The organism is Celerinatantimonas diazotrophica (assembly GCF_004339545.1).
In the GTDB taxonomy this organism is placed as follows: domain Bacteria; phylum Pseudomonadota; class Gammaproteobacteria; order Enterobacterales; family Celerinatantimonadaceae; genus Celerinatantimonas; species Celerinatantimonas diazotrophica.
Map to the genome: position 1 here is coordinate 223,782 of NZ_SMGD01000014.1, position 13,084 is coordinate 236,865.

At 42.8% G+C, this 13,084-nt stretch carries 13 protein-coding genes; 5 read left to right on the top strand and 8 right to left on the bottom strand.

Annotation, left to right across the window (positions count from 1 at the left end; all coding sequences use genetic code 11):
- Positions 1–20: 20 nt before the first annotated feature.
- Both EV690_RS12365 and EV690_RS12370 read left to right on the top strand, forming a co-directional pair.
- Entirely contained in the window at positions 21–761 is a 741-nt protein-coding gene (locus tag EV690_RS12365) for an HNH endonuclease (protein ID WP_131913317.1), read from the top strand.
- Positions 762–1,004: 243 nt separating this feature from the next.
- Positions 1,005–1,496: a gamma-glutamylcyclotransferase family protein gene (locus tag EV690_RS12370; RefSeq protein ID WP_131913318.1), complete on the top strand. Its 492-nt coding sequence runs from the start codon at positions 1,005–1,007 to the stop codon at positions 1,494–1,496.
- A gap of 298 nt (positions 1,497–1,794) precedes the next feature.
- Here the strand turns inward: EV690_RS12370 and EV690_RS12375 are convergent, their stop codons facing one another.
- Positions 1,795–2,268 (bottom strand): DUF1203 domain-containing protein, encoded by a 474-nt coding sequence (locus EV690_RS12375; RefSeq protein ID WP_131913319.1) that lies wholly within the window; start codon positions 2,266–2,268, stop codon positions 1,795–1,797.
- A gap of 192 nt (positions 2,269–2,460) precedes the next feature.
- Between EV690_RS12375 and EV690_RS12380 the strand changes: the two genes are divergently transcribed.
- The gene (locus EV690_RS12380) at positions 2,461–3,519 is read left to right on the top strand and encodes a bifunctional transcriptional activator/DNA repair enzyme AdaA (protein WP_131913320.1); all 1,059 of its coding nucleotides are present in this window, start codon (positions 2,461–2,463) and stop codon (positions 3,517–3,519) included.
- 246 nt (positions 3,520–3,765) lie between these two features.
- Here the strand turns inward: EV690_RS12380 and nth are convergent, their stop codons facing one another.
- Genes nth through rsxA form a run of 7 tightly spaced genes read right to left on the bottom strand, consistent with a single transcriptional unit; the run spans position 3,766 to position 10,139 of the window.
- The gene (nth, locus tag EV690_RS12385; RefSeq protein WP_131913321.1) at positions 3,766–4,401 is read right to left on the bottom strand and encodes an endonuclease III; all 636 of its coding nucleotides are present in this window, start codon (positions 4,399–4,401) and stop codon (positions 3,766–3,768) included.
- Positions 4,398–5,102 (bottom strand): electron transport complex subunit E, encoded by a 705-nt coding sequence (locus EV690_RS12390; protein WP_131913322.1) that lies wholly within the window; start codon positions 5,100–5,102, stop codon positions 4,398–4,400. Before EV690_RS12390 ends, nth begins: the two co-directional genes overlap by 4 nt.
- On the bottom strand, positions 5,099–5,734 hold the full coding sequence (rsxG, locus tag EV690_RS12395) for an electron transport complex subunit RsxG (RefSeq protein WP_131913323.1): 636 nt from the start codon (positions 5,732–5,734) through the stop codon (positions 5,099–5,101). Before rsxG ends, EV690_RS12390 begins: the two co-directional genes overlap by 4 nt.
- Positions 5,727–6,791 (bottom strand): electron transport complex subunit RsxD, encoded by a 1,065-nt coding sequence (rsxD, locus tag EV690_RS12400; RefSeq protein ID WP_131913324.1) that lies wholly within the window; start codon positions 6,789–6,791, stop codon positions 5,727–5,729. Before rsxD ends, rsxG begins: the two co-directional genes overlap by 8 nt.
- Positions 6,788–8,992: an electron transport complex subunit RsxC gene (gene rsxC, locus EV690_RS12405; protein WP_131913325.1), complete on the bottom strand. Its 2,205-nt coding sequence runs from the start codon at positions 8,990–8,992 to the stop codon at positions 6,788–6,790. Before rsxC ends, rsxD begins: the two co-directional genes overlap by 4 nt.
- Positions 8,992–9,555, bottom strand: a complete 564-nt coding sequence (gene rsxB / locus EV690_RS12410) for an electron transport complex subunit RsxB (RefSeq protein ID WP_131913326.1) — start codon at positions 9,553–9,555, stop codon at positions 8,992–8,994. Before rsxB ends, rsxC begins: the two co-directional genes overlap by 1 nt.
- Positions 9,556–9,557: 2 nt before the next feature.
- The gene (gene rsxA / locus EV690_RS12415; protein ID WP_131913327.1) at positions 9,558–10,139 is read right to left on the bottom strand and encodes an electron transport complex subunit RsxA; all 582 of its coding nucleotides are present in this window, start codon (positions 10,137–10,139) and stop codon (positions 9,558–9,560) included.
- A gap of 243 nt (positions 10,140–10,382) precedes the next feature.
- Between rsxA and nrdD the strand changes: the two genes are divergently transcribed.
- Together nrdD and nrdG are read left to right on the top strand one after the other, a co-directional pair.
- The gene (nrdD, locus tag EV690_RS12420; RefSeq protein WP_131913328.1) at positions 10,383–12,512 is read left to right on the top strand and encodes an anaerobic ribonucleoside-triphosphate reductase; all 2,130 of its coding nucleotides are present in this window, start codon (positions 10,383–10,385) and stop codon (positions 12,510–12,512) included.
- Entirely contained in the window at positions 12,512–13,003 is a 492-nt protein-coding gene (nrdG, locus tag EV690_RS12425; protein WP_131913329.1) for an anaerobic ribonucleoside-triphosphate reductase-activating protein, read from the top strand. Before nrdD ends, nrdG begins: the two co-directional genes overlap by 1 nt.
- The last annotated feature ends 81 nt before the right edge of the window (positions 13,004–13,084 follow it).

The following is a 13,084-nucleotide window of genomic DNA, read 5'->3' on the forward strand; positions in this document are numbered from 1 at the left end:
AACTATGTTTAAGCAACAATATGAGAAAGATTAGCTACAATAAACGAAAATCAAAGTTCTTTGATGCCTTAGCATCACAGATTGATTTCAGCACATTACTTCGTGGCCATTTGGTCAAAGTCAAGTTTAGTGAGCGCGGTTATACCTTAAAAGAAAGTGTTGTCGTTATCGAAGACGACTGTTTTTTATGTGAGTTTTCAGGTTCTGATATAACCCGTTTCCCATCTAGAATTAAGGCTCTTGCTACCTACCTCCATAAATTAGAATTACGCGATAAGTTTGTTGTATCCCATAAAGATGGTCTATGCACAGTTCAATTGTTAAATGCCTATGAGTCAATGCTTGAGCTAGACGCCCAAGCAGCCGTCTATGAATCTACCGAAAAAGTTGTACTTACAGCTTCACGAATGGGTCAAGGTCGTTATAGGCAGGCGCTACTAAACAGCTCTCCATGTTGTCCTATCACTGGTACGACTGATGCTAGATTTCTTATTGCTAGCCATATCAAACCGTGGAGAGTATCGACTAATCAGGAACGCCTCGATCCTGAAAATGGCTTTTTGTTGGCTCCACATATAGATGCTCTGTTTGACAAAGGCTATATATCCATTTCTGATACCGGTGAGATACTCATATCAAGTGCTGAAATTGAAGCACAATTAAAGCAATGGAATATTGATCTTAAAATAAAAATCAGAGGTTTATCAGATCGCAAAAAAGCCTATTTAGCATATCATAGAGAAGTTGTTTTTGTTCATTAATTCAATGTGTTAAATGTGAAAATGGCGTTTTTCCATAAATCAGATAGGACTCATTCGGCCAGTACGATCTGTATCTATAATTTGTTGGTTGCACTATATGAGCAAGGCAAAAGTGAAAATCACTAACTGGCAGCAATACCATTATTTTAATCTCAATGTGGGGTCGGGTAATAGCGGGGCTCCTTTTTGCTGACGTAAAGTCAGGAGTACTATCTACTAATATAGAACAGGGGAATTAGCTATATGAAGTACTTTGCTTATGGCTCAAATATGTCTTTCGTTCGGTTGATTAAACGAGTTCCGAGTGCGAAAAGGTTAGGGATGTTCAGCCTTAAGAATCACCAGTTAGTTTTCCATAAAGTTAGTCAGGACGGTTCTAGTAAGTGTGATGCATTGTTTACTAATAACGTCCAAGATTGCATATTCGGCGCTTTGTATGAGATTGATGAAAATGAGAAAAGAATCTTAGATCATGCCGAAGGGCTAGGGCATGGGTATGACGAAAAGCTTGTTCAAGTTGAAGATTCTAATGGAAAAATATTTGAAGCTGTTGCATATATAGCAACTAAAATTGATGATTCGCTTTTACCTTATTCTTGGTATTTGAATCATGTGGTAGTCGGCGCAAAAGAAATTGGTGTACCTGAATATTACCTAGAAAAAATCTTAAATATTAAAGCTCTCGAAGATCCAGACCAGGACAGAGACAGGGAACAGCGCAAAATGTATCGTTAACATGTGCAGCAGTAATCAACCTATACGGCCACAACTTTTTCGCCATGAAATCTAGAGCCCAGTATTTTCTAACAGGGCTCAATGTGTTGGATGATAACTTTGGCTTCCTGCCACATTTCTAATGGAATCACAGTACTTTTGTTCATAACTGACGGTAGAGGGCGGCGCTCAAAATATCCCCAAAACCATCACGATTTAACATTTACCCTCTATTTTATCTTTGCAGAATAATTCGCTTGGACAATTTTTCAGTCTGGGTGGAACAGACCAGTTCCCTATCACACAGGATTTGATACATCTAGGCTCTATAAACAGTACAGTTGAAACAGCCAGGGTTCGCATTATGAACTTGTAGGTATTTAACGTTGGGGTCGGTCAACTGATGGTAAATAATCTTTTCCAAACCCGAACCCAACGTAGTTTCAGCATGAATCATAATACTATCTTCACTATAGGCTCTTACAGACAGTAATCGTTTAGTGAGTATTTCGGGAATTTCATTGATGTTCAATTTTGCCTCTACAGCATATTCCCGAATGAAAATGGGTCCAGAAGCTTTATATGGTGAGTTTACATCATGATATTTGTGCGGGATGAGTAAAACCCTCTCGCCAATCTCTGCTTCTTTTAAAGATACTCGACATGGAAAACCAGGCTTTGAGTCTGCAATCAACCATTTTGCATTAAATTTTTCAAGTTGTTGGTCGTTGAGGTTTAAGTATTCACTAAACATGCTCTTTTCAATTGGTTTTATAATGAAATTTGTATTCATTAGGTGATACCTGATTAGCTATTTTGCGTTTGATGAATACTCATGTTAACGATGTGAGCCGCTCTTAAACATCTGAAAATTGCGCCATATTCAAATGGAGGGGGTTAATAATTAACCAGCAAAAATCGGATGGTATCATCAAACTTGGTGTGATGAGATACTGATAAATCACGCGAAACAGTGAGTGTTGCTATGCCAAAGTTATCTGACAATGAAATGAAAAATGCGGTAGCGCAGAGAGATGGATCTTTTGACGGACATTTTTACTATGGCGTCATCACCACTGGTGTATTTTGTTCGCCTTCTTGTTCAACCAAAGCGGCAAATCCAGAAAACCTGAGATTCTTCTTCGATATCGAATCTGCAATGCAAGCAGGGTATCGTCCTTGTAAGCGTTGCAATCCAGCAGGACAGGACACGCGTACTCAACAGCTAATCGATGTTGCTCGCTATATCGAAACTCATGCCGAAGACAAAATGACACTAACCCAGTTAGGCAATATTGCAGGGGTTTCACCTTCCCGATTACAACGCTCATTTAAAGACATGTTTGGTGTGTCTCCCAAGCATTATCAGGATGCAGTGCGGATGCGAAAATTTAAGCGTTCGTTAAAAGAGGGAGAGAGTGTGACTGATGCGATTTATTCGTCAGGTTATGGCTCAATAAGTCGGATATATGGTGAAGCGACCAGAAATATAGGCATGACGCCAAAAGTATACAGAGCTGGCGGTAAAGGTGAAATTATCCATTATGCGTGTCGAGAGACGGCGCTTGGGTTGATGATCATGGCTGCGACAGATAAGGGGGTATGCTCGGTACAGTTTGGTGATGACAAAGATTCTTTGCTAACTCTGTTAGGTGACGAATTTCCAGAGGCTCGTCTTGTACTTTCTGCAGCACAAGACGCACCAGAGCTGGATAGCTGGATGTTGGCTTTAGATCAGCATATTAGTCAGGGTGCTCCCAGACCCGATGTTCCTCTTGATATCAGAGGAACGGCATTCCAAATTAAGGTATGGCAGTTTTTACTAAGTATCAAAGAAGGGGACGTGATGAGCTATGGTGAGGTTGCAGCGCATATTGATAATCCGAAGGCGGTTCGCGCTGTAGGAGCCGCTTGTGGCAAAAATCCAGTTGGGATCCTTATTCCCTGCCACCGAGTATTGCGCAGCGATGGTTCTTTAGGAGGTTACCGCTGGGGACTGGAGCGCAAAAGAACATTGTTGGATATGGAAAGAGCCAGGCGCTAATTCAATTGACCACTAGGATAAGCGAAATATTGAATACTCACTGCATTAAATGAATCTAATCGGGTTGGTGAAGAGTGGCAGATTTTATACAGTTCCGCGCAAATCGATCACCGCTGACAACGGTGATCTTTGATGTTTTAGGATACGAAAAGTTGCTAAATTTCCAACCGGGCTCAATGTGCTGGACTATAACTCGGCTTTCTACCCTAGTTCTAGTGAACTAGGGCGTTACATGCTCCCCACAATTTAATCACTGGTCTTGTCTTTAAACTCACATAAATCCTCAATTAAACAAGAACCACAACGCGGTTTACGTGCCACACAAGTATAACGGCCTTGTAAAATTAACCAGTGGTGAACGTCAACTTTAAACTCACTTGGAACAACTTTAAGTAGTTTTTCTTCTACTTGGTTGACGTTTTTCCCAGATGCAAATTTAGTACGGTTGCAAACACGAAAAATATGGGTATCCACAGCGATGGTCGGCCAGCCAAAAGCTGTATTCAAAACAACATTTGCTGTTTTTCGTCCAACGCCGGGAAGTGCCTCCAGCGCAGCCCTGTTTTCAGGAACTTGGCTATGATGTTGATTAATTAAGATCTGGCAGGTTTTAATAATGTTTTCGGCTTTGGCATTATACAATCCGATGGTGCGAATATATGTTTTTAAGCCATCTACACCGAGGGCATAAATTGATTCCGGGGTGTTGGCAACAGGATAAAGCTTGGCTGTTGCTTTGTTAACGGATACGTCAGTCGCTTGAGCGGAAAGCATCACTGCTATGAGCAACTCAAAGGGGGTTTGATAGTTAAGTTCGGTTGTTGGTTTTGGGTTTGCATCGCGCAGCCGGGTTAATATTTCCCGGCGTTTTTGGTTATTCATGAGGCTGATACTTCACTAGCTGATTGGACTGAAGAATTTTGCTGGGCAATGCGTTTCTGTTCACGAGCTTTAAGGCGTTGATCAATCACGTATTTCAAAGCGATTAGTAACCCCAAACCGATGAAGGCACCCGGTGGTAAAATAGCCAGCAACATATGCTGATGAAAATGGAACACTTCAATTCTCAGCGAACTTGCCCAGTTACCAAGCAATAAGTTGGCGCCATCAAATAAGGTCCCATTACCGATCACTTCTCTCATCCCGCCGAGGATGAATAAAATAGCGGTAAACCCGAGCCCCATCATCAAACCGTCAAAAGCAGACGCTAGTGCACTATTTTTAGCGGCAAACGATTCGGCTCGGCCAATAATGATGCAGTTCGTGACGATCAACGGTATAAAAATACCCAAGTTAAGGTACAAGTTATAGGTGTAGGCGTTCATTAAAAGCTGTACGCAGGTCACTAAGCTGGCAATAATCGTAACAAATACGGGAATTCGAATTTCATTTGGAACCCAGCGTCGAATGAGTGAGATGAGCGTATTGGAAGCGATCAATACGACCATCGTGGCTATCCCCAGCCCAAGCGCATTTGTCACAGTTGATGTCACAGCAAGCATTGGGCAAAGACCTAACCTTTGTACCAGCGCTGGGTTATTCTTCCATAACCCTTGATGCGCAATTTCACGATATTCTGTCATGAGTGATCTCCACAATGGCGTTGGCTTGCAATTATTTCGTCAAACTTAAGTTGATTGAGTTCCAAGGTTCGCTTGACCGCTTTTACTACTGCTCGTGGGGTGATCGTTGCACCTGTAAATTGGTCAAACATTCCCCCATCTTTTTTTACTGCCCAACGCTTGTCATGAGCACTTAATAACCTTTTATGGTTAAAAGATAAAATCCAGTTGGATTTACGCAGTTCAATTTGATCGCCTAACCCAGGTGTTTCGTGTTCACTGATGACGCGAACCCCAAAAATTTGACCATTTGCCATCACTCCCACTAAAAGGCGAATCGCACCATTATAACCATCTGGTGCGGTGGTTTGGTAGGCAATCCCCTTAACTGTTTGTCCTTGTTTAGCGATCCAGATTTTATGCCAATTTTTGTTTCCCAAGTAATAAGGATAGCGAATTTCCCGGCAGCTTTTCAGTAACTCTTGGTTAACGTACTGGCTTGGCAGTACTTGTTTAAGCGAATTGCTCAACTTTCGCTGTTGCTGAGCAATAATTTGCGGTGCTGTTAGTTGATTCGTGAGTACAACAAATAGTGTACAAATAAGCGCAAATAAGGCTAAAAGAATCGCATTTTTGACAACTGGATTACTCATGTGATGATTTTCCTTTGTATCCATAAACGCGAGGTTGGGTAAAATGATCAATCAAGGGGACACACATATTGGCAATTAATACGGCGAATGCCACGCCATCAGGGTAGCCGCCATAATGGCGAATAACAAAGACTAAAATTGCAGCTAATGTTGCATAGATGATGCGGCCTTTATTCGTTGTCGAAGCCGTAACGGGATCAGTTAGAATAAAAAAGGCACCAAACATAGATGCACCTGAAAGTAATTCAATAGCAGGAGAGGCTATTTTACTTGGATCAAACAGGTACCCAATTAGGCTTAGTAAGCCAAGTACTACGAGAAATGTAATTGGTATATGCCAACGAACAATTCGTCGAATCATCAAGAATATGCCACCGATTAAAAAGGCGATATTAATCGGCCCCCAAGCAACACTACCAATGGCACTAAATAATGGTGAGGTCATTACTGTTTGAGGTGTTTGATTTAAGGTAAGTCCTGTGCGAATAGCATTTAAAGGCGTTGCTTGACTTACTGCATCGGCATGCGCCAATTGATGAAGGCTGAAGCCATCGGTTGTGAATCCACTAAAAATCAAGTGAATACCATCATTCAGGTTAAATGGGAGTTGTATCAACGAGTGAGGTAAAATCCAGCCAGTCATCGCAACCGGAAACGAAATTAGTAAAAAGACATAGGCAGCCATGGCCGGATTAAATATATTTTGCCCTAGGCCCCCATAAATATGCTTGGCCAAAATGATCGCGAATATCGTGCCTAATACTGCAACCCACCACGGCGCATATCCTGGAATTGAGATGCCTAATAAAACAGCGGTAACCAATGCACTATTATCACTGAGGATGTGAAATACCGGGCGACGACGCAAAATGAGAACGAGTGCCTCGCAAAGCCATGCAGTCACAAGGCATAATAAAATCTGAATAATATGGCCAATCCCAAAAAAATAATACTGGGTTATGATGCCCGGTACACAGGCTAATGCGACCTGTGCCATGATGACACGGGTGGATTGGGTTTGGCGTTTAAATGGCGAGCTGAGGATGGCCAATTTCATGAGTTTGATGATTCCTCATTCACAGGATTAGAAGATGATTGTTGTTCTGCGAGTTTTTTAGCTTTTGCTTTAGCCACTGCGGCCGCGATAGCTGCTTTTTTCGCGTCGTTGTTAGTAGTAATTGGCTGAGAGGGCGTTTCATCAGCTTTCTCGTGATCCTGCTCGGCCTTTTTTGCTTTGGCACGAGCAACTGCTGCGGCTACCGCCTCTTTGCGATTTGATGACTCAGTCGCTGGTTGTTGATTCTGTTCGGCCTTTTTCGCTTTGGCACGAGCAACTGCTGCGGCTACTGCCTCTTTACGATTCGATGACTCGGTCGCTGGCTGTTGATCCTGCTCGGCTTTTTTCGCTTTGGCACGAGCAACCGCTGCAGCTACCGCATCTTTGCGACTTGATGACTCGGTCGCTGGTTGTTGGTTCTGCTCAGCCTTCTTCGCTTTAGCACGCGCAACGGCTGCGGCTACTGCATCTTTGCGACTCGATGACTCGGTCGCTGGTTGTTGGTTCTGCTCAGCCTTTTTCGCTTTGGCACGCGCAACCGCTGCGGCCACCGCATCTTTGCGATTTGATGACTCGGTCGCTGGTTGTTGATTTTGTTCGGACTTTTTCGCTCTAGCGCGAGCAACTGCGGCATTGACTGCTGATTTTCGCTCGTTGCTCGAGTCAGCTGTTTTGGGTTCTGTTTCCTGAGCTTGTTGCTTGGCTTTCACTCGAGCGATTGCTGCTGCAATTGCATCTGAATTTTCATCACTTTGTGTGGATACATGAGCTGCAGCCGCTTGTTTATGACGATTTTCCCGTTCTTGTTTTTCCCGCTCCAGGCGCTGATTGCGGCGCTCTGTACGTTGGCGGGCATGTTCAGCATCGATTGCCAGTTGATGCTGGGCTCGAATGGTTGCTTTGCCTTGTCGATAATATTGAACCAATGGAATATCACTAGGGCAGACATAGGCACATGCACCACATTCGATACAGTCTTTTAAATGATATTCCTCGGCTTTATCTAGTTCGTCTCCTTGGATAAACCAATATAGTTGCTGTGGCAATAAGTTAATTGGACAAGCATTCGCACATTCACCGCAGCGGATACAGGGGTGTTGACCGGATGGTTTACCAAATTCACGTTCATTACCGTATAGCACGCAATTAGTGGTTTTAATGACTGGTATTGAAGGCGCGGGGAGTGTGTATCCCATCATCGGCCCTCCGATAATTAGGCGAGGATGCTTCATCGGTTTGTCAGGTAGCAAGGCCTCGATAGGCGTACCGATATTAACCCACATATTCCGGGGCTTCTTAATCCCTTTACCGGCTAGTGTAACGATGCGGCGAATCAGGGGTTCACCAAAATCAATAGCCCGATGAATAGCATAAACAGTTCCAACATTGAGCATTAATAGGCCTAAATCAGCTGACAGGCCGCCCGCTGGAACTTCTTGACCAGTTAATATCTCGGTCAGCTGTTTTTTCCCGCCAGATGGATACTTGGCGGGGATCGCCCGAACTATAAATTGTTCGCCAGCGACTTTTTGCATGGCTGCAATTGCTTTGGGTTTATCGTCTTCGATGGCAACAATCGTGAGATCAGGATTAGTGATTTGCTGGACCCAAGCAATTCCTTGGCGGAGTTCATCGGCATAATGCTGCATCAAGGTATCATCGGCGCTGATGTAAGGTTCACATTCGGCGCCGTTAATGATTAATAAATCGGTTTTGCGTCGAGAAGCAATTTTGATTGCAGTTGGGAAACCCGCTCCACCCATGCCACAGATACCGGCTTGATGAATCGCATTAATCAGCGCTGTGCGATCCGCTGGGTCTTGGATAGGTGTGAGTTTACACCATTCATTCTTACCGTCGCTTTTGATAGTAATTGCTGTTTCGGCAATCGCAGAAGGATGGTTGGTTAGACTCTTTTCAATAGCAACAATGGTTCCTGATGTGGGTGCATGTACAGGAGGTGCTGAATAAATATTACTGCGAGTTAATGGTTGAGCACAAAGCACTCTATCACCGATTTTTACACTCAGTTCACTATCTTCCCCAATATGTTGATGTAGGTGAATGATGTAGTTTCCGTGATGCTCAAATAGAGTTGGGTAAGCGGTGCTAATCTTATTTTTGTGTGTTTTGGGATGCACGCCACCTTGAAACGACCACAATTTACCTTCACGAATCGCTTGTAGATTTTTTAACGTCATCAACGGCTCTCTACTTCAACTACAGGAATGCTATTAAGTTTCCAATCCCAATTGCGAGTGGATTGAATTAAGGGTTTCATCTCGATGCAATCAGTTGGACAAGGAGCGACGCAGAGTTCGCAGCCTGTGCACTCGCTGGCAATAATTGTATGCATATGTCGGGTACTGCCAATAATTGCATCCACAGGACAAGCTTGAATACATTTAGTACAGCCAATGCAAGCATCTTCATGAATAAATGCCACTTTCTTTTGATGATCGATGACTTGCTCTGCATCGTCTAACGGCGGTTCAACTCCCAGCAAATCGGCAAGTTTTTTTATAGTTACCTCGCCACCAGGCGGACATTTATTAATTGCATCTCCATTGGCTATCGCCTCAGCATAAGGGCGGCAGCCTGGATAACCACATTGGCCACATTGTGTTTGCGGTAGAATTTGATCTACCTGATCAGCTAACGGGTCACTTTCAACTTTAAAACGGATGGAGGCGTACCCTAAAATGGCTCCAAAAATTAAACCAAGCAGCAGTAATGCTAACGCTGCATATAAAATAGTCATCATAATTATAATTTGATTAGTCCGGTAAAGCCGAGAAATGCCAGCGACATCATACCTGCTGTGATCATGGCTACCGATGCGCCTTTGAACGGTGCGGGAGTATCAGCCAGTGCTAAGTGTTCACGAATGGCTGAGAATAAGATAAGAACGAGAGAAAAACCAACTGCTGCGCTAAATCCATACAAAACAGAAGTAATTAGATTATGACTTTCATTCACATTGATCAGTGCAACCCCCAATACGGCACAGTTTGTCGTGATAAGAGGCAGATAAATACCCAAAAGTCGATAAAGGGTTGGACTCGTTTTTTTGACGAACATTTCAGTAAATTGTACGACGACCGCAATCACCAAAATAAAGGCCATCGTTCGTAAATAAAGTAACCCTAATGGTTGCAGGATGTAGTAATCCACTAAAAATGAGCACAACGAAGCCAGTGTGAGAACAAACGTTGTTGCCATTGCCATGCCTGCTGCCGTTTCAACTTTTCCGGATACTCCCATAAAAGGGCATAGACCCAGAAATTTCACCAGTACGAAATTATTGACTAAAACTGTAGCGACAAAAAGTAAAAAATAGTGCGTCATGAGCTCGTAAATAATGTCACATAATGCTTACTATTATCGTTGTTTAATGCCCACATAACAACACCCAAACCTATAAGGATTTATCGCATTGGTGATGGAGTATCGTGTCTAGTCAAAAATTCGCTAAAATCATTTTAATTGATAAATTTCTGATCTAGATCAACGAGAGAACTTTTCCTGAAGCACTATATGTAGTGTTTTTGTATAGTATTAAGGTACTAGATATAGAAATGGTAAACAAAGATGGATTTTCAACCGATTGTCGAAAAACGCGATGGAAGTCGTGTTCCTTTTGATCCAAAACGCATTTATCAAGCAGTGTTAGCTGCTAGTCAAGCTTCTGAACCGGTGAGTGAAGAATTTGCCAATTCAGTGGCTCAAGCCATCTCTTTACGTTTTACTGATGACTCAACTGTTAAGATCCAACAAATTCAATCAGCTGTCGAAGAACAACTGATGCAAAGCCCTTACCGTCAGTTGGCCAGAGCTTATATTGAGTATCGCCACGACCGTGATGTTGCTCGTGAGCGGCATAGTCAGTTAAACCGCGATATTGCCGGTTTAATGGAACAAAGCGATGCCGATATTCTCAATGAAAATGCCAATAAAGATGCAAAAGTGATCCCGACTCAGCGAGATTTGCTGGCCGGGATTGTAGCACGTCATTACGCGAAAAAATATATTCTGCCTCGAGATGTTGTGCAAGCCCATGAAAGTGGTGAAATTCACTACCATGATCTTGATTACTCGCCATTTTTCCCGATGTTTAATTGTATGCTTATTGATTTGAATGGCATGTTAACCAAAGGTTTTAAAATGGGCAATGCTGAGATTGAACCCCCTCGTTCAATCTCGACAGCAACGGCAGTAACGGCACAAATTATTGCCCAGGTTGCATCACATATTTATGGTGGTACGACCATTAACCGTATTGATGAGGTGTTGAGTACTTATGTCACTCGTTCTTATGAAAAACATCTAGAAGTTGCTCGTCAATGGGGGATTAGTGATCAACGTGCTTATGCGGATGAACGCATAGAAAAAGAGTGCAATGACGCGTTTCAATCTTTGGAATACGAAATCAATACTCTGCATACTGCCAATGGGCAGACTCCATTCGTTACGCTCGGTTTTGGTTTAGGGACTTCTTGGCAATCGCGGTTAATTCAGCGCTCTATTTTGCAAAATCGGATTGCTGGTTTAGGGAAAAATGCCAAAACAGCAGTCTTTCCTAAACTCGTGTTTGCTATTCGTGACGGGGTGAACCACAAACCGGGTGATCCAAATTACGATATTAAACAGCTTGCTCTAAAATGTGCAAGTGAACGGATGTATCCAGATATTTTAAATTATGATCAGGTTGTTAAGGTTACTGGGTCGTTTAAAACCCCGATGGGGTGTCGCAGCTTTTTAGCGCCTTATAAAAATGAAGCCGGTGAAATGATTCATGATGGCCGTAACAATCTTGGGGTCGTTAGTATTAACCTTCCTCGGATTGCGTTAGAAGCCAAAGGGAATATCGAAAAATTTCATGAAATTTTAGATCAACGTTTAGCCATTAGTTTTAAGGCGTTAATGACACGCATTGATCGACTCGCTAATGTGAAGGCTCGAGTTGCACCTATTTTGTATATGGAAGGGGCATGTGGCGATCGCTTAGGTCCAGATGATTCGGTGTTAAAACTATTCAAAAATGGCCGAGCGTCAATCTCATTGGGGTATATTGGGGTACATGAGACAATCATTGCTTTGTATGGGCAAAGTCACCATATTTATGATGATGAAACCCTGCGTGCTCAGGGGGTTGCTATTGTTAAACGCTTGCACGATGCCACAGAACAGTGGAAAAAGGAAACTGGCTATGGCTTTAGCCTTTATGCCACCCCGAGTGAAAACCTCTGTAGTCGCTTCTGCAAATTAGATACCCAAGAATTTGGGATTGTCGAAGGGGTTACCGATAAAGGTTATTATACCAACAGCTTCCACTTGGATGTTGAGAAAAAAGTAAATCCATATCAAAAACTGCAGTTTGAACAAGCTTATCCTCCTCTTAGCAGCGGCGGCTTTATCTGTTATGGCGAATATCCGAATATGCGTCATAACATTGAAGGGTTAGAAAACGTTTGGGATTATAGCTATCAGCATGTGCCATATTATGGGACTAACACACCGATTGATGAATGTTATGAATGTGGCTATAAAGGTGAATTTACACCGACGAGTAAAGGATTTGAGTGCCCACAATGTGGCAACCATGATAGTGCTAAAGCATCCGTGATTCGACGGGTTTGTGGTTATCTCGGCAGCCCAGATACTCGACCATTTAATTATGGAAAACAGCAAGAAGTTCAACGTCGAGTGAAACATCTCTAATGCATTATTGTCGCTACTATCCCGTCGATGTGGTAAATGGTCCAGGAACTCGCTGCACATTGTTTGTTTCTGGCTGCACGCATCAGTGTCGAGGATGTTACAACCAGTCGACTTGGCGATTTGATGCTGGTATGCCATTTAATCAAGCTATCTTACAGCAGATTCTTGATGATCTCAGTGATACTGATATTCCACGACGAGGACTCAGTTTAAGTGGTGGCGATCCATTGCACCCAAATAACGTTCCGGTGGTATTAGAGTTAGTCAAACGGGTTCGTCAGGAATGCCCTGGAAAAGATATCTGGTGTTGGACTGGTTACGAGATTGAGCAACTCAGTGAACTGCAGTGGCAGCTTGTTAAATTAATTGATGTTCTAATTGATGGCCGTTTTGAACAAGATAAGTTGTCAGCTCAGCTACCATGGCGAGGGAGCAGTAATCAGCGCATTATCTATATTGATGATTGGTTAAAAAAAGAAGAACACAGTTAAAAGATGAATCATTATTAAAACGAACCCCGGTTTTCCGGGGTTTTTTATATCAGAAAAATAACACTTAAGTTCAAGCAACTT

What these genes read in the sequence shown, in the direction of transcription:
- EV690_RS12370 (WP_131913318.1), top strand. Translation starts at nt 1,005, where the DNA reads ATGAAGTACTTTGCTTATGGCTCAAATATGTCTTTCGTTCGGTTGATT.
- nrdG (WP_131913329.1), top strand. Translation starts at nt 12,512, where the DNA reads ATGCATTATTGTCGCTACTATCCCGTCGATGTGGTAAATGGTCCAGGA.
- nth (WP_131913321.1), bottom strand. Translation starts at nt 4,401, where the DNA reads ATGAATAACCAAAAACGCCGGGAAATATTAACCCGGCTGCGCGATGCA.
- rsxG (WP_131913323.1), bottom strand. Translation starts at nt 5,734, where the DNA reads ATGAGTAATCCAGTTGTCAAAAATGCGATTCTTTTAGCCTTATTTGCG.
- rsxC (WP_131913325.1), bottom strand. Translation starts at nt 8,992, where the DNA reads ATGACGTTAAAAAATCTACAAGCGATTCGTGAAGGTAAATTGTGGTCG.
- EV690_RS12365 (WP_131913317.1), top strand. Translation starts at nt 21, where the DNA reads ATGAGAAAGATTAGCTACAATAAACGAAAATCAAAGTTCTTTGATGCC.
- nrdD (WP_131913328.1), top strand. Translation starts at nt 10,383, where the DNA reads ATGGATTTTCAACCGATTGTCGAAAAACGCGATGGAAGTCGTGTTCCT.
- rsxA (WP_131913327.1), bottom strand. Translation starts at nt 10,139, where the DNA reads ATGACGCACTATTTTTTACTTTTTGTCGCTACAGTTTTAGTCAATAAT.
- EV690_RS12380 (WP_131913320.1), top strand. Translation starts at nt 2,461, where the DNA reads ATGCCAAAGTTATCTGACAATGAAATGAAAAATGCGGTAGCGCAGAGA.
- EV690_RS12375 (WP_131913319.1), bottom strand. Translation starts at nt 2,268, where the DNA reads ATGAATACAAATTTCATTATAAAACCAATTGAAAAGAGCATGTTTAGT.
- rsxB (WP_131913326.1), bottom strand. Translation starts at nt 9,555, where the DNA reads ATGATGACTATTTTATATGCAGCGTTAGCATTACTGCTGCTTGGTTTA.
- EV690_RS12390 (WP_131913322.1), bottom strand. Translation starts at nt 5,102, where the DNA reads ATGACAGAATATCGTGAAATTGCGCATCAAGGGTTATGGAAGAATAAC.
- rsxD (WP_131913324.1), bottom strand. Translation starts at nt 6,791, where the DNA reads ATGAAATTGGCCATCCTCAGCTCGCCATTTAAACGCCAAACCCAATCC.